18 protein-coding genes are annotated in these 20,350 nt (G+C 40.3%); 11 read left to right on the top strand and 7 right to left on the bottom strand.

Annotated elements, in window-relative coordinates:
* The first annotated feature begins 23 nt into the window (after positions 1-23).
* Together IV80_RS07715 and IV80_RS07710 are read left to right on the top strand one after the other, a co-directional pair.
* Positions 24-1,397, top strand: coding sequence for a glycoside hydrolase family 1 protein (locus IV80_RS07715; RefSeq protein ID WP_057751782.1), 1,374 nt, complete (start codon positions 24-26; stop codon positions 1,395-1,397).
* Positions 1,398-1,425: 28 nt separating this feature from the next.
* A complete protein-coding gene (locus tag IV80_RS07710) occupies positions 1,426-2,781 on the top strand; it encodes a PTS sugar transporter subunit IIC (RefSeq protein WP_057751779.1) in 1,356 nt (451 codons plus the stop codon).
* 226 nt (positions 2,782-3,007) lie between these two features.
* Here IV80_RS07710 and IV80_RS07705 read toward each other — a convergent pair whose 3' ends face one another.
* The gene (locus IV80_RS07705; RefSeq protein WP_057751778.1) at positions 3,008-3,319 is read right to left on the bottom strand and encodes a hypothetical protein; all 312 of its coding nucleotides are present in this window, start codon (positions 3,317-3,319) and stop codon (positions 3,008-3,010) included.
* A 307-nt stretch (positions 3,320-3,626) separates the two neighbouring features.
* Positions 3,627-5,135, bottom strand: a complete 1,509-nt coding sequence (abc-f, locus tag IV80_RS07700; RefSeq protein ID WP_057751775.1) for a ribosomal protection-like ABC-F family protein — start codon at positions 5,133-5,135, stop codon at positions 3,627-3,629.
* A 372-nt stretch (positions 5,136-5,507) separates the two neighbouring features.
* Here abc-f and IV80_RS07695 point away from each other — a divergent pair, with 372 nt between their 5' ends.
* From IV80_RS07695 to IV80_RS07680, 4 genes are all read left to right on the top strand, one after another.
* Positions 5,508-5,813, top strand: coding sequence for a hypothetical protein (locus tag IV80_RS07695; RefSeq protein ID WP_057751773.1), 306 nt, complete (start codon positions 5,508-5,510; stop codon positions 5,811-5,813).
* 507 nt (positions 5,814-6,320) lie between these two features.
* On the top strand, positions 6,321-7,313 hold the full coding sequence (gene trpX / locus IV80_RS07690) for a tryptophan ABC transporter substrate-binding protein (RefSeq protein WP_057751770.1): 993 nt from the start codon (positions 6,321-6,323) through the stop codon (positions 7,311-7,313).
* Positions 7,310-8,236 carry an ABC transporter permease gene (locus IV80_RS07685; RefSeq protein WP_057751768.1) on the top strand — a complete coding sequence of 309 codons (927 nt, stop codon included), beginning with the start codon at positions 7,310-7,312 and terminating at the stop codon, positions 8,234-8,236. The genes trpX and IV80_RS07685 overlap by 4 nt, the downstream gene beginning before the upstream one ends.
* The gene (locus tag IV80_RS07680) at positions 8,229-8,993 is read left to right on the top strand and encodes an ABC transporter ATP-binding protein (RefSeq protein ID WP_057751765.1); all 765 of its coding nucleotides are present in this window, start codon (positions 8,229-8,231) and stop codon (positions 8,991-8,993) included. Before IV80_RS07685 ends, IV80_RS07680 begins: the two co-directional genes overlap by 8 nt.
* Before the next feature lie 399 nt (positions 8,994-9,392).
* On the opposite strand, the gene IV80_RS07675 is transcribed toward IV80_RS07680, so the two are convergent.
* The 5 genes from IV80_RS07675 to IV80_RS07655 all read right to left on the bottom strand — a co-directional run bounded on the left by IV80_RS07675 (position 9,393) and on the right by IV80_RS07655 (position 14,551).
* Positions 9,393-10,928, bottom strand: a complete 1,536-nt coding sequence (locus IV80_RS07675; RefSeq protein WP_057751763.1) for a multicopper oxidase family protein — start codon at positions 10,926-10,928, stop codon at positions 9,393-9,395.
* 82 nt (positions 10,929-11,010) lie between these two features.
* Positions 11,011-11,460 carry a universal stress protein gene (locus tag IV80_RS07670; RefSeq protein WP_057751761.1) on the bottom strand — a complete coding sequence of 150 codons (450 nt, stop codon included), beginning with the start codon at positions 11,458-11,460 and terminating at the stop codon, positions 11,011-11,013.
* A gap of 132 nt (positions 11,461-11,592) precedes the next feature.
* Positions 11,593-13,077, bottom strand: coding sequence for a UDP-glucose--hexose-1-phosphate uridylyltransferase (locus tag IV80_RS07665; protein ID WP_057751759.1), 1,485 nt, complete (start codon positions 13,075-13,077; stop codon positions 11,593-11,595).
* Positions 13,078-13,083: 6 nt separating this feature from the next.
* Positions 13,084-14,262: a galactokinase gene (locus IV80_RS07660; RefSeq protein ID WP_371861652.1), complete on the bottom strand. Its 1,179-nt coding sequence runs from the start codon at positions 14,260-14,262 to the stop codon at positions 13,084-13,086.
* A gap of 52 nt (positions 14,263-14,314) precedes the next feature.
* Entirely contained in the window at positions 14,315-14,551 is a 237-nt protein-coding gene (locus IV80_RS07655; RefSeq protein WP_057751755.1) for a hypothetical protein, read from the bottom strand.
* Between the two features lie 424 nt (positions 14,552-14,975).
* Between IV80_RS07655 and IV80_RS07650 the strand changes: the two genes are divergently transcribed.
* From IV80_RS07650 to IV80_RS07630, 5 genes are all read left to right on the top strand, one after another.
* Positions 14,976-16,082, top strand: a complete 1,107-nt coding sequence (locus IV80_RS07650; protein WP_057751753.1) for an ABC transporter ATP-binding protein — start codon at positions 14,976-14,978, stop codon at positions 16,080-16,082.
* A 45-nt stretch (positions 16,083-16,127) separates the two neighbouring features.
* Complete coding sequence (locus tag IV80_RS07645) at positions 16,128-17,108, top strand: ABC transporter permease (RefSeq protein ID WP_083490566.1); 981 nt, start codon at positions 16,128-16,130, stop codon at positions 17,106-17,108.
* Between the two features lie 16 nt (positions 17,109-17,124).
* On the top strand, positions 17,125-18,048 hold the full coding sequence (locus tag IV80_RS07640) for a carbohydrate ABC transporter permease (protein ID WP_057751750.1): 924 nt from the start codon (positions 17,125-17,127) through the stop codon (positions 18,046-18,048).
* Between the two features lie 39 nt (positions 18,049-18,087).
* Positions 18,088-19,551 (top strand): ABC transporter substrate-binding protein, encoded by a 1,464-nt coding sequence (locus tag IV80_RS07635; protein ID WP_057751749.1) that lies wholly within the window; start codon positions 18,088-18,090, stop codon positions 19,549-19,551.
* Positions 19,552-19,621: 70 nt separating this feature from the next.
* A complete protein-coding gene (locus IV80_RS07630) occupies positions 19,622-20,224 on the top strand; it encodes a YesL family protein (RefSeq protein ID WP_057751747.1) in 603 nt (200 codons plus the stop codon).
* Positions 20,225-20,350 lie beyond the last annotated feature (126 nt).

The raw sequence follows: 20,350 nt of genomic DNA, 5'->3' as shown, positions 1-20,350 counted from the left end.
TCAAGAAAGGTGGAGATTGATTTATGACACAAGAGATGCCCAAAGGATTTCTTTGGGGGAATTCTGTATCAAGTATGCAAACGGAAGGAGGTTACAACGAGGGCGGAAAAGGCAAATCCGTCTATGATACGTATCCCGCCACAGAAAACTCTTCTGATTGGAAGGTTGCTATTGATGACTATCACAATTACCCAGAAGATCTTGACTTGATGGCAAACCAAGGCATGAACTGTTATCGATTCCAGATTTCGTGGAGCCGCGTTAATCCTGAAGGTGATGGCGAGTTTAATGAAGAAGGTATTAAGTTTTACGACAACTTAATCAACGAATTATTGGCACGACATATTGAACCAATGATTTGTCTTTATCATTTTGACATACCCCTTCATTTGGCGGAAAAATATAACGGTTTTTTGGATCGTCATGTCGTTGAAGCATTTATCAAATATGGTGAGAAAATGGTCGATTGTTTTGGCGATCGGGTAAAGTACTGGATTACTTTTAATGAACAAAACCTGTATTCATCCCCAGAAGCATTTCGAATTTCCGGCTATCTTAAGGGTGCAAAGACAGACGACGAACTTTACCAAATTACCCATCACGTCATGCTGGCGCATGCAGGTGTAGCTAACTACTTACATAAGCAAACTGACGACTTAATTGGTGGCATGCTAGCTTACAGCGAAGTCTATCCTGCCTCTGCATTACCTAAAGATGTTCAATACGCTCGCCAAATTGACGAATTTTCTAACCGAAACTTGTTAGACGTTTTTGTGCATGGCCACTATTCTAACGAGGTTCTTACTTTCGTCAAGAATCACAACATTAACATGGATTTTACAGATGCTGATCAAGAAATATTTAATCAATTATCTAGTGATTTTATTGCATTTAGCTATTATCAAAGTGTCACTGTCAGCAGTTCCATCATTCCAGATGGTACCCTCCCAAATTACTATCTAGAAGTTGGCGGAAAAGAAAATCCATTCTTAAAGGTTAGTGAATGGGGCTGGTCGATTGATCCACTAGGATTTCGAGATATTCTCACTAAGACATACAACAGTTATGGGTTACCCATGTTCCCCATCGAAAATGGGATTGGCGTTCGTGAAAAGTACGATGGTCATGAAATTCAGGATGATTATCGTATCAATTACCATCGTGCTCATATCCAAGCCATGAAAGATGCCATGTTCGAAGATGGTGTGGCAGTGATTGGTTATCTTGGTTGGGGATTAATTGATATTCCAAGTTCTTCGGGAAATATGGAAAAACGATACGGCATGGTCTATGTGAATCGCGGAAACCACGATTTGCGTAATATGAAACGTATTCCAAAGAAGAGTTATGGCTGGTTTAAAAAAGTCATTGCTTCAAACGGTAACGACTTAGCATAAGTTGTTTTAAATAAAAGGAGGAAAACTCATGAGTGAAGATAAGAACCAAAGTTCAAGTGAAAAACTTGAAAACTCGGGTTTTATTGCAAAATTCACTGAAATATCTGTAAAAGTTGGTAATTGGGTTTATCTTCGGTCTTTACGTGATGCATTCGCAGTTATTTTACCTGTATTCATCATTGCTGGACTTGGGGTATTACTCAATAACACCGTGTTTACTTGGATATTCCATGGTGAAACTTTAGCAAAAGTACAAGTTTTTGGTAACGCCATTAATAATGGGACGTTACAAGTCGCCGGTTTACTAGTTGCCCCCATGATTGGATATGCATTAGCTAAAAACAAAGGCTTTTCTAACCCAATTGCCGCATCTGCTATGTCATTAGCTTGTTTAATGATTATGATGCCTCAAACTGTTTCGTTAGGAACTGTCGCATCTGCTGGTGCTAAGATGTCAACCGTTACTGGTGGACTTAGCTATCTAAACACTGGTACACAAGGGATGTTCGGAGGTATTATTGTTGGTCTACTTGCAACTGGTATTTTCATTAAATTATCCAGTTACAAGAGTTTACAGATCCATTTAGGCGACAATGTGCCACCTGCAGTTTCTTCATCATTTAGTGTGTTACTTCCCGCTTTAATCTTAATGTCCTTATTTGCACTAATCGCTGCTTTACTTGCAGGCTTTTTCAACGCAGATTTGATCAACTTAATTAAGACTTGGGTTCAGGAACCTTTGCGTGGATTTAATACCAATATTGTTGGATTCTGTGTCATTTATACAGTTGCCAACTTCCTATTCACATTAGGTATTCACCAAACCGTTATTTCTGGTACTTTGATGGATCCCCTAGTTTTGATCAATATGAATGCCAACATGACTGCATATGCAAGTTCACATTCATTTGCACATATTCCAAACATCATTACTACTTCATTTGTAAGCAGCTACACTTTAATTGGTGGTTCTGGAAGTACAATTTCTTTGATTATTGCTATTTTAATTTTCAGTAAAGTAAAATCTTCACGTCAAGTTGCTAATTTATCATTGGCACCTGGACTTTTCAACATTAATGAACCCATGATTTTCGGTTATCCAATTGTATTCAACTTACCAATGATGATTCCATTCGTTCTGTTCCCAACTATTGGTAGTATTATTGGATATTACGCGACACTGGTTGGCTTAGTAAGACGAACTGTCGTGTTGGTACCTTGGACAACGCCACCTCTAATTGGCCCTTACCTAGCAACTGCTGGTGATTGGCGTGCACCTATTGTACAGCTCATTATCATTGCACTTGGTGTGGTTCTCTATCTTCCATTTATGAAGATTAGTGAACGTGTTGCCAAAGTACAAGCTGAAGAACAAAATGCTTAGGTCGTGAATAACTATGAACAGAAAAATCATTTTTAGCTTTATCGGCGCAATATTTATGCTACTACTATCCATCGTTGATTTCGTCTCATTTGGACTTACAATCACCACTGTGAGCACAATTGCCATCTTTATTCTGTTCAGCTATGATCTTTACAAAGCTTGGAAGCTTAAAGAAGAGAAATCGAAATGATAAAAAAGACGATCCGCTTAATTGCGGGTCGCCTTTTTAGTTTAAAACGAATTCATATTTACGCTGCATTCCCATAAATAGGGACTCTTTTTTCACCTTTTTGATCACATACTTACCCGCATTTGTGGCCTGGATTTGTTTACCAACTTGATAAGCCTCTCCATTCAACACTTCCAATTTACCAGTCTCGTAAAACCAAACGTACGTATAAAAAATCTTCGTGTTATCTTCTGTGGGAAGAATTTTCATTGAAATTGACTTGTTAGCTCGCATTAAGAGCCACAACGGGATGAAAATACAAAGCAACCCTATTATTGTTAAAACACCTGTATAAATTAAATGAACCATTCTTAGAATCCCCTTTAAATTTGTATATACTTGTAAAATTTAAAGTATACTTGTTTAGTTCATTTTAGCATATTAGTTAATACTTGTATGCCATATATAAAAAGAAAAATTCTAATATTCTATAGCAAAAATTAAGCTCGAGAAACAAGTGTTTGATTCCACGCATACGCCGTTATCCCTGCACTTAAAATAGCTAAAGCAATCAGTTGTTAGGACAGCTTAGAGGACCGATAAATTCGTTCTTTGACTTGTTTATTTTTGTAGCTACAGGGCTCCGATTGCGCCTATCAAGTTTTTTAGACTGTGTTTATTTTGCTTTCGCTAAACGCACAACCTTATTCGTCACATGCTCAATAAAGGCTTGGTCATGTTCCACAATCAACATAGATGGCTTTACAGACTTAATCAGAGTTTCCAGCTGCTCCTGATTAAAAATATCCAGGTAATTCAGGGGTTCATCCCATAAATAAAGTTCTGCTGGGACCGATAAAGACTTGGCTAGTTCGACCTTCTTACGTTGTCCCATACTCATATGCTCAATTCGCGTGGTAAACACATTGCGCTCTAATCCTAATTTGTGCAAATTGTTCAAGAATTCCTGATAATCCAAATGTTGCGCTTCTGCAAAATCCTGCAAAGTTCCACGATTATCCTCATAAGCTTGGCGTACATAGCTCACTTTTAGATTTTTTGGTTGAATCACCTCACCAGTAATTTCACCCGCAAAATCTCCTAAAATCGCATGAATCAAAGTGGATTTACCAGCTCCATTAGGGCCTATAATTCCCACGCGTTTACCTTGTTTAATTTCAAACGAAATCGGATCAAACAATGGTCGCTTAGCATCTGGATAACTCAACGTTAGTTTATTGACCGTCAATAGGCGTTCATGATGACCATGCTGAAAATTCATTGACAAAGGGTCCACATACTCAATATTTTTCAGTAGCTTTTGTTTTTCATCAATCTCTTTTTGCATGTGCTTCTGCAAAGTCAGCGACCGCTTCATGGTACGAGCGGCCCGTGCCCCAATAGCGCCCGTATCAAAAATGGCGCCGCTACCTTTCACGTGAGAATTACCATACTTCTCGCCCTCTTTAGATCGCGACCACTCCGCCTTTTCGGCAGCCGTTTGCTTTAATCGTGAAATGTCTTTCTTGAGTTTGCTATTTTCCATTTCTTCATGAACATCACTTAATTTTTTCTGTTCTTCATAGGTCGCAAAATTGCCCTGATACATCAAGATATTAGATTTTTCAATCGATAAAATGTGATCTGCCACATCATCCACAAACTTACGGTCATGGCTAATTACAATAAAGCCTTGTTTCTTGTGATTCAAATACGCCGCCACTTGTTGCCGCGCCTTGATATCCAAATGGTTCGTAGGCTCATCAATTAGTGGAAAATTCATACCCTGCGTAAATAGACTAGCCAATAAGACTTTGGTCTGCTCGCCACCTGACAAACTGGCAAATTCACGCCACAAAATATCGGGATCCGTCCCCAACAGATTTAATTCACGTTCGACTTGCCACGCTTCGTCTACTCCCAAGTCATCCAATACATAAGCTGTCAGCTGGTGAGGATTCTTAATCGTTTGTGGAAAGTAATCAAAGGCTAGATTCGCTAAAATTTTGCCTTGGTATGCGAGCTTGTGTTGCAATAATTTCAAAAAGGTTGTTTTGCCACGACCATTGCGTCCAATTAACCCTAACTTCCAATTACTATCCAGGTTTAAATTCACGCGATCAAATAACAACTCTCCTTGTGTGTCATATCCAAACGTTAAATTTTTAATTTCAATTTTCGACATTTATAACCTCATTTCTTCACCTTTTTCAGAACAAGCTAAAAATGAGCACACAAAAAGGACCTGCCCATCGAGAAAGATTAGCCAATCCTGAAAAACTGCATAGTCCTCCCTATGACAGGAGTACAAACAGATTCAACAGAATTAACTTAATTTCTCAACGGCAGATCCCTCACTTTTATAATTTTTCTAAAGTATAGCACGCCTTAAGAATTTCGTCTATAAAAAATACGGTCACTCTCATTTATGATTGATATAGCAAGGAATATGAAGTATACCTTGTTTAAGGAAACCGCTTTCATCTGATATCACTTCCATCACATTTAATTATAATGTCATGCATTTTAATAAACTGTCATCGGAGGTAAATAAATCATGAAAAATCCTGTATCAAAATATGCAAAAAGTTTATTACGTATGAATTTTGGAACCATCTCTGTTTATCTAGAACTCAAAAAGAACCCGGCACAACTAAAGCCATATGACGATACCACATTAAGTACTTTGGGTAATTGGCGAATTATCCAAAAAAATCATAGATGGGTACTAGCTTCCAGGGTGTCGCACGATGTAATCACTCAGTCTATCAACGACTACATGCAAGCCAACCAAATTCAGCCAAAAAATTACGCAATATCATTTACAAATTCATGGCCATATGGTGATATTAAGGAACATTAGCCACAATATTTAACCACTTAAACTCAAATTAAAAATACAACGTGCCACTGCTCAACTTTTTTGAGGACTTTAAAAAGCAAGTCAATGCCTTTAGTAAACAGATTCAAGACTTGAGCCTTCAGCCAACGCTGCGTCAAAAATTTATAAAAACAATTTTTTCACATCAAATTTTTATATTCCGCTTGACACCCGCTGAAAATTTATCTATACTCATAGCTAATTAATAAAGAAAGTTGGTCACGCACATGACAAAGACAAATTCACAACTGAATAATCGTTGGCAAAGCCGGTAATTAGGTTGTGTTTGTCTTTTGGCAAGATACGACCTGGATGCATACAGATCGTATCTGTGCCGGCTAATTTTGACGTAGAAAAAGCCCACATGGATAGCAAATATTCATGCGGGTTTTGTTTCGATTTATTAAGAACAATCCTGCAATTGGGATTGTTCTTTTTTCTTTCAAAAAAATCAATCTCAAGCGCAATTATAGATAAGGAGTGACGGAAATGAAGCGTTTAATCACATTTGTAACAGCAATTATTCTTTTTCTTGGTTTCGCGTTTTTTCAAGGAAATTCTGAAAAAACAACCAAAGCTAAAATACCAACGGTGGGTATTCTGCAATTGATGAACCAACCCGCTTTGGAACAAATCCAAAAAGGTGTTATTTCAGGGCTCAAGCGAGAAGGTTATGTCAAAGGTAAAACGGTCAAAATTGACTATCAAAACGCCCAAGGCAATCAAAGTAATTTAAAGACTATGAGTGAACGTTTTGCAAACGAAAACGCCGACCTCATGATTGGCATTACCACCCCTTCCTCCCAAGCACTGGCCGATGTGACTCAAAAGACACCCATTGTTTTAGGAGCGGTAACCGATCCTAAAGGAGCTCGACTCGTCAAAAATGAGCAGCAACCGGAAGCTAATATCACAGGTGTCTCTGACCAAGCACCTTTAAAAGAGCAACTCGACTTAATCTTAAAATTAATGCCTAACTTAAAAACACTAGGTATCATCTATACTTCGAGCGATAATTCGGCTGTGACTCAGTACAAGCTCTTTAAAAAGCTGTGCCAACAAGAAAATGTCACTTTGAAGGCTTACTCCATTTCTAATTCAAATGACTTGAATCAAGTTTCTCAGACCATGCTCCAAAAGGTGGATGCCGCATACGTCCCTACTGACAATACCATTGCGGGCGCAATGCAAACACTAGTTAAAAATGCCAACAACTCCAACGTTCCAGTCTTTCCAGCCGTTGACTCCATGGTAAAACAAGGCGGGGTCGCAACGTACAGCGTTAACCAGTACAAACTTGGCGTTATGACCGGGAAAATGGCTGGTAGATTACTGAAAGGTCAAAAAGTGAAGGATACACCAGTTGAATATGTAAAACATGGTGACCTGACCATTAACCTTAAACAAGCCAAAAAATTAGGCATTCACATTCCTGAGTCCCTAATTCAAAAGGCCCAAAAGAAAGGGGAGTTATTCAAATGAACTTAATTACATCTGCAATTGGACAAGGTTTTTTATGGGGTATTTTAGGAATCGGCCTGTTTTTAACTTTCCGAATTCTTGATTTCCCAGATATGACCGTTGAAGGGACCTTCCCTATGGGCGCGGCAGTTTGTGTGGCGGCTATCAGCCATGGTGTCTCGCCAATTTTAGCTACCCTTTTAGCAATCGTGATCGGTATGGTGGCTGGTTTAGTGACTGGCCTGCTTTATACTAAAGGCCGCATTCCTATTTTATTGGCTGGGATCCTGGTCATGACAGCATGTTACTCCATTAATTTACGGATTATGGGCACATCCAATATTTCCCTTTTAGGAAAACAAAGTCTGTTTACCAACCATTTTCTGGAATCCTTGCCGAAATACTTTGACAGTGTGACGCTCGGACTCCTAATCGTCATTATTGTCACCCTTATTTTAGCTATGTTCCTACAAACCAACCTAGGACAGGCTTTCATCGCAACTGGGGACAACGAAACAATGGCCAAATCACTTGGCATTCACATTGATAGTATGAAAATCATGGGTTTGATGGTCTCAAATGGTTTAATCGCTTTATCTGGCGCCTTAGTTGCCCAAAGCGATGGCTACGCGGATGTTAACATGGGCATTGGTATCATCGTAATTGGCCTTGCTTCCATCATTATCGGTGAAGTCGTCTTCGGTAATCTATCTATGAACCAACGCCTCATTGCCGTGACTTGTGGCAGCATTTTATACCGCTTTGTCTTGCTAATCGTGCTGCAGCTTGGGTTCAGTACCAACGATTTGAACCTAATTTCTTCGATCGTTTTGGCCCTTTGCCTTATGTTACCGACATTCCGTAAAGCACTCCATTTAGATAAATTTATTAAAAACAGTGTAAAAACCCCACTGCCAGATAAGAAGGTGCGTAACCATGACTAATCCAATTTTAGAACTCAAAAATGTCACTACTTTTGTCAATCGGCATACACCTGATGAACAAAAGATCCTTCGCGGCATCAATCTGAAGGTTTATCCCGGTGATTTTATTACGGTCCTCGGTTCAAATGGCGCTGGTAAATCCACGCTGTTCAATACCATCGGTGGCAATTTAGCCGTTGATGAAGGCCAAATTCTTGTGAAAGCTAAGGACATCACCCATCTCTCTGAGGAAAAACGGACCCGTTTTCTCAGTCGTGTTTTCCAGGACCCTAAGTTAGGCACGGCACCTCGTATGACCGTTTCTGAAAACTTGTTATTAGCTGAAAAGAGAGGTGCTCATCGTGGCCTGATCTTCCGTGGGTTAAAGAAACACGTTGCCCACTTCCGTAAAATAACCAGTACCATGGCAAATGGTTTGAGTGAACGCCTTAATACGCCAGCTGGTGAGCTTTCAGGTGGTCAACGCCAAGCCTTAAGTTTCTTGATGGCTACAATTAAGCGTCCTGACATTTTACTTTTAGATGAACACACGGCAGCTTTAGATCCTAAAACTAGTCAGGAGTTACTGCATGCTACTGACGAGCGTATTAAAGAAGACAAGCTTACCTGCTTAATGATTACCCATCATTTGGAAGATGCCTTAAAGTATGGGAACCGACTGATCGTATTAGACAAAGGTCAAATCAAGATTGATGTTACTGGTGAAGAAAAACAACAATTGACGATTGATGATTTATATAAATATTTCGAAATTTAAGCCAAACTAAAATGAGGTCGAGAAAATGCAAATTTTTCTCGGCCTCATTTTTCAAATTAAATTAATGCATTGTAACCTTATTTTTAGTCTTATTTACGCCGTTTTCCCTTGCTAACTACAAGCTCAGATCAAACTAAAAAATGAACCATTACAACGGATGAAATTTTTCAGCCGCTCCGTCCTTTTTGGTTTATCGAAACAAGTCACCTCAGTCAAATGCAACAGAAAATATCCGAATCGAGAACAGAACATGATATCCGCGGTTTGCCCATTAAACACAGATACCACTTTCAGGACAACAAAAAGATGACCACTGCAACTAAGATCAAATATGCCACAAAAAAATCTCGTGAGTTTCACAAACAGAAACCAACGAGATTAGGACTTTATATAGGTTCACTACATCTTCATACCCATTTTTTCATAAGAGCCCATGCCACCGAGCCAGAGATCTTTAGGATCCACATGATTTTCCTTAGCAAAGGCATTCATCAAGGTATCCATATCCATCAATTTATAGGTCTTTGGATGCTCTGGATCGTAAGACTCAATCTGGGCCATCATACCGCCATCCTCATGTTCAATAATATGACAGTGATACATGTAAACGCCTGTATACTCAAAACGAACTTTAATTTGCACATGTTCATCAGGATTGACACTCACCGTATCCTTCCAGCCACGCTCATTTGGATATGGGGCATGCCTGTTACGCGAAACAACCAAAAATTGAGTGCCATGAATGTGGAACGGGTGAATCATACCGCCAACCATATCATTGGTGTTCGTAATATCCCATAGCACAACATCGCCTACTTTTTGACGTGCATCAATGCGTTGCATATTGAATTTCTTGCCATCAATGGCTACTTCCTCATCCATCCCGGACATAATCACATGACGAGTTTCGGACCCAGGTGTAACCGGTAATTCTGGAATGTCTACTAAGTGATCTGGCAACTTTGTATCGTCTTTTGCAAAGGCATGAATTCGGAAATGAACTAACGCCACATCGTCAGACATCAGCGCCACTTCATCCCCATCATGATACTTTCCAAAGTCCACGATAAATTCATCCCGCTCTGCGCAAGTCATCATCACTTTTGTGAAGTAGACCGGTTCTGGTAAGATACCACCATCAGAAGCGATCTGGGCAAATTCCAGACCATCACTAAAGTGTAAACGGAACTCGCGGCGATTGGCACCATCCAACACACGTAAACGAACCCGTTGCGTCGTCACATCTACATACGGATTAATCGTGCCATTAATCATTGGTGTTTTACCTTGGACACCGTCAGGATCGTAATCAGCCTGATAATCCCACTGATTGTCTTCGTGGAAGTTACGGTCTTGCAAAACAAGCGGAAAATCATCTACGCCATAATTACGTGGCAATGGCAGTTTAGCTTCGTCTTCATCTTGAACTACAACTGGTGTCGCTAGACCATGCCAAACTTGCTGGGCAGTTGATGGACATGGATGTGCATGTAGCCAAAGCGTTGCTGCCGGTTGATTGCAAACAAATTCAATGTCACTGGATTCTCCTGGATAAACAGGCGCATGACAGCCACCATCAATGTACGGTCCCGGCACATTGAGGCCATGCCAATGGAAAGTTGTGAGTTCATGTAAGTCATTTTTTAGGGTGATATGAATTTTTTTACCGCGTTTAAAAATAATCGTTTTGCCTAATAAACTGCCATTGTATCCCCAAGTCTTTGTTTTAGGTCCTGGGAGCAACTGGCTTTCACCTTCTTGAGCGGTTACCGTATAATACATATCCGTAGCCGTTTCCTTATCGGGCTGCAATACGGCTGGAACGTGCAGCTTTTGTTGTGGCGTTGTAGGTTCTTCCAACGGCACATAGCCACCGTCATGCGTATTCCATGCTGGCTCATCAAAAAAATAATCGTTATAAACTTGCTTTGCCATAATGTTCATGCCTTCTTTTAGAATTATTTGTTTCTAATAATCATTCTAACTTTCTCATCCATCTAATTCAACCGGTTTCATTTTAACGAATAACTAAAACTGAAACTGGCGAATATTTAGCCATGTAAGAAGCTTGACTACCAAAGTAACGTGCCACACCTGAACGAGAAGAGGACCCAATAACTAATAAATCAGGTTGGACGTGTGGAATCACATCTTTAACAATTGTTTCCCCTGCGTCTCCCTCAGCAGTGTAGGTTTGCACCTTGCGAATTCCAAATTCTTCCGCAATTTTACGATAACCTTGCAAATGCTTTTCCAAGTCGCTGCGCTTTTGCTGGATATAATCTTTATTCAACGCTTGGTAAATATTAATATCATCCTGCTCTAAAATTGACACAATATCGAGCTCAGCGTTGTCTTGTTTGGCCCGGTTCATGGCAAACCGAAACGCTAACTGCGCGTCCGGGGAATCGTCAACCCCAACCAATATTTTTGAAAATCGTTTCGGATCTAAGCGGCTTTCGCTCATCTTAAATTCCCCCAATCGCTAATTATTTTAATATCCTAATTTTAACATCTTTTCTCACCGGTCACGAGTAAAGGGCTCACAAAATTTCTCCCAAGATATTGCCGATCCCTGCGTTTTTTCTCTAACTAAAAGTTATTGTTGGTTCACAGTCTGAATAAACGCCTGAAATCCAGTACGACCATCCTCAGTGCGTTTAAACACCCCTGCATCTTCCAAAACACGCAAAAAAACGTGTCCAACTGCCTGACTGATTACCTCATGCACATTTTCAGGTGTGATCTCCTGTTGTTTTAACTGATCGGCCCAAGTCTGGTGATAGGCTTTCATGGCATTGGGCTGGCCTAACAAATAACGCGCCACTTCCTGTAACTCCGTTTTCAAACGCGCGGGGAGAATGGCACGGCCCATTACTTCAATCAACCCGATATTTTCTTTTTTAATGTGTTGTACATCCTTATGTGGATGAAAAATACCATCTGGATACTTTTTAGTGGTCTGATTATCACGTAAAACCAAATCCATTTCTAACTGGCCTTGACGTTGGCGAACAATGGGCGTAATTGTGTGGTGCAACTGACCATCAGTAGCGTGACGAATATCGCGTTTCACATCGTCATAATGTTGCCAAACTTGCAAAATATGGGTAGCTGCATCAATCAAATCCGTTTCCGAATCACTTGTCAATCGAATGACAGACATCGGCCATTTCACGATTCCTGCTTGAACATTAGCAAAACCGATTAGCTCAAATGGTCGTTCAATAGGTGCCTTGGCCATTGGAAAATCGTGCTTACCACCTTGATAGTGATCGTGGCTAAGCATAGAGCCGCCTACAATGGGTAAATCCGCATTACTTCCCACAAAATAATCTGGAAACAGCTTCGTTATGGCCACTAGATTTTGAAAGGTAGCGCGATCAATGTGCATCGGTCGGTGCTGGTCCGAAATAAAAATACAGTGTTCGGAAAAATAAGCGTATGGCGAATACTGAAATCCCCACGTTTCACCATCAAGCTGCAATCTGATCAAACGATGATTGCCACGTGCTGGGTAACCCACGCGGCCTTCATATCCTTCATTCTCTAAACATAATTGGCACTTAGGATAGGTGGTAGAAGCCGTTGTTTGTGCTAACGCAATGGCACGTGGATCCTTTTCTGGTTTAGAAAGGTTAATGGTAATCTCTAAATCACCGTAATCTGTGGTAACCGGAAATTCGATATTTTTCGCAATAGCACGTGTTTTAATATAGTCATTTTCTCGACTCAATTCATAAAAATAATTTGTCGCTTTTTGTGCGCTATGTTGATATAAGTCCCAAAACTTAGCATTCACAGCATAGGGCGTCGGTGTCAGGAAATCCATCAAATCAGCGCCCAAAATTTCACGTTCCGTTGGGTTATCCTGAATTTTGTGATTCTGGATCGCCATTTCGATTAGTAAATCATGTATCTGCAACAAATTCTGTTTTGCCGGTTGTTCAGCTAATGGCTGTTCTCCGACTAAAGCAAAGATACGATTTATTAAATAGCGGCGATCTAGTTCATGATAAGTCCCATGTTTGATAATTTCGGTCACAAATTGGGACACTAACCCCGTCGATTGTTCATCTTCCACTTATGATTACCTCTTTTGTAACTGACTTGGCCCATCCGCAATTTCTGCCACGTAGAAATCAGCTTTGTAACCAATCTTTTCTTGATAAACCTTTCCGACTGCTGCTTCAAAGTTTGGGACCTGATCTTTTTGAACGAGAGCAATCGCACAGCCACCATAACCGCCACCAATCATTCGGGCACCCAAAACGCCTGGCTGTTGCCAAGCCGTATGGGCTAACGTATCTAGTTCTTTACCAGTCACTTCAAAATCATATTGTAAAGACATATGTGAGGCGTTCACTAAACGACCAAACTTCTCAAGATCCTGGTTTTTAAGTGCCTTGATGGCCTCGCCAACCCGTTGATTTTCAAAAACAGCGTGACGAGCCCGTTTTAATAAAGGTTCGCTTTGAATCAAGTAACTGTATTCGTCAAATGTTTCTTTATCTAAAGCTCCTAGTGTGGGCGTCTTAACTCCGGTCTGCAACTGGGCTAGGGCCTCTTCACACTCACGACGATGCTCATTGTACTTGGAATCCGCCAATTCGCGCCGTTTGTTAGTATTCATGATAATGATCACATGATCGCCAAGTTTCAAGGGCACATGCTCATATTTTAAGGTGTTGGTATCCAGTAATACTGCATTGTCTTTTTTGCCCATCTCCACGGCAAACTGATCCATAATGCCAGAATTCAGGCCAATGAACTGATTTTCTACCTTCACACCCGTTTTAACCATGTCTAACGGTGTGACTTTTAACTGAAATTCGTCTTGGAAAATTTTACCAAACAGCATTTCTAACGAAGCCGAAGATGATAGTCCGGCCCCGTCTGGTAGATTTCCTACAATATAGACATTCAGCCCGTGTGTGATTTGAGCACCAGCCTCAGTGAGATACCGGAGCATGCCTTTGGGGTAGTTTGTCCACTGATTTCCCACTTTTTGTTGAATTTCTGGTGTGTTCAGCGTTGAAACTTGAACCCCTTGATCGGCAAAATTTTGTGAAAACAAATGAAATTCTTGATCATCTCTTGGTGATACTGCCGCATAAGTTCCTAAGCTGATGGCACATGGAAAGACACGGCCACCATTATAATCTGTGTGCTCGCCAATCAAATTAATGCGGCCTGGTGCAAAATAATAATGACTTGCAGGTAAATCAAAAGCACTTTTGAAACCGTTTTCTAAAGTTTCGACAGTAATTGTCTGGCTCATTTCGACCACTCCTTTTCGTGTGTTTGAGTAACCTAGACGGTTATTCCCAGGTAATCGCTTCAGTATGAAGAGGACGTTGCTTTTGTGTAATCAAGTAGCTGATGGCACCTTTAAATGACAACATACCAACTGCGTCAGATTCCTCGAATTTAATGGTTGAACCTGAAGAAATATGTGCCAAAACATCCTCTTCAGCAGCCTCAAGATCGGTAAATTCGCGATAAAAGGTGATCACACGTCCATTTTCGTACGATAACTTAATTTCAAATTGTTTCACTTTAATAAACCCCTTTCAAATTTTCCACACGTTAATCATATCATATCTTGATAACAGAATATGACTTAATTAAAAACGACTTTTCCCTGCCATTTTGAACATTATGTATAACTTTCACCGTAATATTTTTAGGCTAAATTAGTGCTGATAAGCAACGAAGAAATCTCCTTATACTTTAAGTTTCAAGAACCATAATTTTGCAACGGCGCTTTCAATAATTGTTATAGCCAGCATTCTTTCTTTTGATTTACTTGCTTAAAGCCCCAAGCTTTCGGTATCTGATAGAAACCTAAATTCTTCAAACTTTGTTTACGGCATATAAAAATAATTTATTATTTGATAGTCAAATCATTTGCCGAAATCGTTTTCGCTTGATATTCTTCTAATATAGATTAGTTAATTCTTATGAGTAGGAGGTTTGCACATGGTCGAAATTAAATTGGATCATATTTATAAAAAATATGCTGGCAACGATAATTACTCAGTTACCGACTTTAATTTACATATTAAAGATCATGAGTTCATTGTTTTCGTTGGCCCTTCTGGTTGCGGTAAATCAACAACTATTCGCATGATTGCTGGCCTAGAGGACATCACAGATGGCGAGCTTAAAATGGATGGCAAAGTCATGAACGAGATTGCGCCTAAAGACCGTGACATTGCGATGGTCTTCCAAAACTATGCATTGTATCCCAACATGACCGTCTACGACAACATGGCTTTTAGTTTAAAAATTCAACATGTCAACAAAGCAGAAATCAAAAAGCGTGTCGCTAACGCTGCCGAAATTTTGGGCTTAGAAGCGTTTTTAGATCGAAAACCAGCTGCGCTTTCTGGTGGCCAGCGTCAACGTGTTGCATTAGGCCGCGCCATCGTTCGTGAAGCCAAACTTTTTCTTTTAGATGAGCCCTTGTCTAATCTGGATGCTAAATTACGCGTGTCGATGCGTGCCCAAATTGCGCAGCTTCATCAACGCCTCAAAACTAACATGATTTATGTGACCCATGATCAGGTGGAGGCCATGACTATGGCAGACCGGATTGTGCTTACTAAACAAGGCGAAATTCAACAGGTTGGTACGCCTTCTCAGTTATATAACCAGCCCGTCAATCAATTTGTAGCAGGGTTTATGGGCTCACCATCCATGAACTTTTTTGAAGGTGAGTTACACGAAAATCGGTTCACTACCCTTGACCAGCAACTCACCGTTACGGTTACGGACCAAAAATTACAAAAACTTCGTGATGCAGGCTATGCCAACCAAAAAGTAACCATGGGCATTCGAGCCGAAGACATCCATACTGGTCCGGACCTTCTCGAAAAAATGGCAGATGCAAAAGTGCAGGCCAAAGTCGATGTTGCTGAACTACTAGGGGTAGAAACCATGTTGTATGTGACTAACGGGTATCAAGAATTTGTGGCAAAGGTAAATGCACAAAATACGCATCGCCCTGATGAAATCATTACACTAGCTTTTGATATGAATCGAGCCCACTTTTTTGATTCCCAATCACAAGTTACAATCGCGTAATTTATGTACGGTTCCCCATTGGATTATCAAAGAAGGGAGATTCCTATGCAAGGTGTGAATTCAACCGTCAAAGCAAAGGTCAAATATAAAAAACGGCATCCCAGTTTTGCCTCACGCTTTAAAAGTAACCTACCGTTGCTTCTATTCGTCATTCCAGGTGCCATTTGGATGATCTTTTTCTTCTACATCCCAATATTTGCTAACGTGGTAGCCTTCCAGGATTTCCATTTCTCGGCAGGCGGGTTCCTTGAAAGTTTACGAACCAGCTCTTGGGTCGGGTTCAAAAACTTTGAATTTTTGTTCTCCTCCAATGCCGCCTGGGTGATTACCAGGAATACGTTGCTTTATAACCTGGGATTTATTGTTTTAAACCTTATCATTTCGGTGTTTTTTGCGATTGTAATGAGTCAATTACGTAATAAACGATTAATTAAGGTTTATCAGACTTCGATGTTACTTCCGTACTTCTTATCTTGGGTAGTCATTAGTTACTTCGTGTATGCGTTTATCAGTCCCAATCAAGGCCTAATTAATTCGCTCCTTACAGGTAGCGGTGGCAAAGCCATCAGTTGGTACAACGCCCCACAATACTGGCCGTTCATCTTGCTGTTCATCGGTACATGGAAGAGTATCGGGTACAACAGTATTTTGTACTTTGCCAGTGCCATGGGCGTAGACCCCACGCTATACGAAGCAGCTGAAATAGATGGTGCAAATAAGTGGCAACAAATCAAGCACGTCACTATTCCGGCATTAGTTCCTTTAATGACACTTATGACCATTTTAGCCATCGGAAATATTTTTCGTGCCGATTTTGGTCTGTTCTACCAAGTTCCCCAAAATTCGGGGAGCCTCTACAATGTCACATCGGTCTTAGATACTTATATCTTTAACGGCTTAACTTCTACGGGAGACATTGGCATGTCGAGTGCTGCCGCCTTATACCAGTCGTTTGTGGGTTTTGTCCTTCTTATGATTAGTAACGCGGTCGTGCGCAAGATTGATCCAGACTCAGCTCTGTTCTAGAAAGGAGGATACGGTTATGCGACAACCAAAAAAGCAGATTTCATCCGTTGAAGTTCGCTCGTTCGGCCACAAATCAAATTTGTTCTTTAACATTTTGTTAGCCATCTTCGCTTTTTCGTGCTTGTTACCCCTTATTTTTATCATCATTATTTCCTTAACCAGTGAACAATCACTGTTAGCAGATGGCTACCAATTCTTTCCGAAACACTGGAGTTTGGCTGGTTATGAATATCTCGCTACCATGGGCGGTCAGTTACTCAACGCACTGGGCATCACTGTGTTAGTAACCGTGTTTGGCACCTTAGTCAATGCCACGTTTACTTCAACTTACGCCTACTCCATTTCACGGTCTAGCTTTAAGTATCGCAAATTTTTTACCGTTTTTTGTTTGATCACAATGTTGTTCACACCAGGTATGGTGGCAAACTATATTGTAATGACTAATCTCTTACAATTAAAAGACACGATTTGGGCCCTCATTTTACCTTTGGCAGTGAGCCCGTTTAATATCATTGTGATGCGGACCTTCTTCAAGCGCCAGGTAAATGAATCCATTATTGAAGCTGCCCGAATTGATGGCGCCGGAGAAATGCGGATCTTCTTAAAAATCGTCCTACCGCTAGCCGTTCCCGGAATTGCAACCATTAGCTTGTTTGCTGCTTTAGGCTACTGGAACGATTGGTTCAATGCATTGCTATATATCCAAGATTCACACTTAGTCCCCCTTCAATACTTATTGATGAAGATTCAATCTAACATTGAAATGTTGACGCAAAATGCCGCACAGGGTGCACAGTATGCCGGTGGGATGGCTAATATTCCCCAAGAGGCGACACGCATGGCCATGGTGGTCATTTCGGTGCTCCCAATTGCGATCAGTTACCCCTTCTTCCAAAAATACTTTGTGAAGGGCTTAACCATCGGCGGTGTCAAAGAATAATTGTCCACAAATCATGATTTATAAAGGAGCGTTCAAACTATGAAAAGATGGGTTAAAGGGTTACTTGCAACAGCAGCCGTCCTCGGTGTTGGACTGACGATTGCGGGCTGTTCCTCAAAAAAGGCCGCTGACAGTAGCGACACAAAAACATTAACGATGTATCAGATTGGCGACAAGCCTAAGAACTATGACGCCCTCATGGCAAAAACCAATAAAATCCTGAAAAAGAAAGCCAATGCCAAGTTAAAAATTAACTACATTGGTTTTGGAGACTACGCAAAAAAAATGTCTGTTATTGTGTCATCTGGAGAAAGTTATGACATCGCTAAAGCTGATAATTACGTGGTGAATGCCCAAAAAGGAGCATATGCAGATTTAACCAAGTTACTTCCTAAATATGCTTCAAAAGCTTATAAATCCCTAGATCCAGCTTACATTCAAGGCAACAAAGTGAATGGCAAACTATATGCGATGCCAATTAACGCCAATGTCTACCGGACACAAACCATTGCGTTTAATAACAGTTATCTAAAAAAATATAACATTGATATTAGTAAAGTAAATTCATATAAAACTTTAGAACCTGTTTTAAAGAAAATTCATGCGGTGGAACCAAATGTGGTCGCTTTTAAAGCCACCAAAGGATTTGTAGCAGAATCCGGCTTTGATTACCCACTCACAGACAAAATGCCATTTGCTGTAGATATCACGGATGGCGGCAATGCAAATAAAATCGTGAACCCTTACGACTCAGCTCGTACACAAACCAACTTAGCGTATTTACACAAATTTTATCAAAAAGGTTACATCCCTCAAGATGCCGCAACCAACAGTAAAGAATATGGGTTAAGTAGCAAAACTTGGTTTGCCCGCCAAGAATTAGTGGGCCCGTATGACTACGGTAACCAAGCCTTAAGTACTGCTTCAGGTGAAAAGAATGGCATTGTAACCAAAAAGATTTCAACGCCGCTGAAAACAACTGGCCAAGCGCAAATGTTCAACTGGGTCGTCAGTAACAGTTCTCAAAATAAGGAATTAGCTGTAAAAGTTTTGGGCATTATGAATAGTGATCCCGAATTATTAAATGGCCTGGTTTGGGGCGAAGAAGGCGATGCTTGGGAAAAGACCGATCAAAAAGACAAGATTAAATTACTTAAAGGATATGCTGCTGATCGCAGTATGGGCGCTTGGATGACTGGTGACAACTCTATTTTGTACACCACAACTGATGTGACCGACAAAATGATCAAAGAACGTAAAGATTCCATTGCGTCGGCAAAAACTTCACCAATTTTAGGTTTCAATCCAGACACCTCCAAGATCAAAACTCAGATTACCAATATTCAAAACGTGATGAATCAATATGGTGATCAGTTGAATACTGGAACCGCCGATCCAAAGCCAACCATTAAGAAGATGAATAAAGCTTTGAAGACCGCTGGTTACGACGAGGTTCGCGCAGAGTTACAAAAGCAATACGATAAGTTTCGTCAATCAAAATAAGTCGTTTTTACTGCCAAAAATCTTAAAGGATTTTGGCAGATACATAATCTATAAATGGAGGAAAATAACCATGATTAGCCTTGGCTTACAAAAACTTTTAATTCGTAGTTACGTTGGCATAAAACTGAGTCTCTTATTTTGGCTGTATGCTTTTAGTGGCCTGTTGTTGTTCGGGATTGGCCCAGCTTTGCTTACAGTCGCTGAGCTGTATCACCGCCATCACTGGCACTACGATAAAATCACTTTAGCTGAGGGCTGGCAATTATTTAAATCTCATTTCAAACTAGGTAACTTATATTTTTATCTATTTGCCGGTATCACGATTATTTTAGCTTATAACCTCTTTTTATCTGTCCAGACTCAGGGCTTGATATTTATCATCACCGATTTCATTTTGATCTTTGCCCTTTTAATTCTGGTAAGTATGTTTCACTTTGGCATTTGGCTTCAGGCCCGCTACAAGATTGCGTTGGCCACCACGCTAAAACTTTCGTTCATTCAATTCTTTAATAATTTTTTAGAAGTCCTCAAGTTGTTAGCAGGGTTTGTTGCCATCATGCTGATCACCTATAAATTTCCGGGACTACTCTTATTTGGTACCGTGCCGGCGTTATTGCTCTGGACCGCGTATGTCAGCAAAAAATGGTACACTAAATTAGAAACCGTGATTTAAATTAAAAAGCGTCATATGAATTGAAAGAAAAATCAGTATGACGTTTTTTTAATGTTAATCGACCTCTGACATCTTTTCTCTTTTACAAAAAACTGACATTAATTTCTTTCACTTCTCATCGTCAAT

The sequence above is a fragment of the Pediococcus cellicola genome, from assembly GCF_001438655.1.
GTDB classification, from domain to species: domain Bacteria; phylum Bacillota; class Bacilli; order Lactobacillales; family Lactobacillaceae; genus Pediococcus; species Pediococcus cellicola.
Note: the sequence above shows the minus strand (reverse complement) of the source record. Positions and strands in the feature narration are given on the sequence as shown.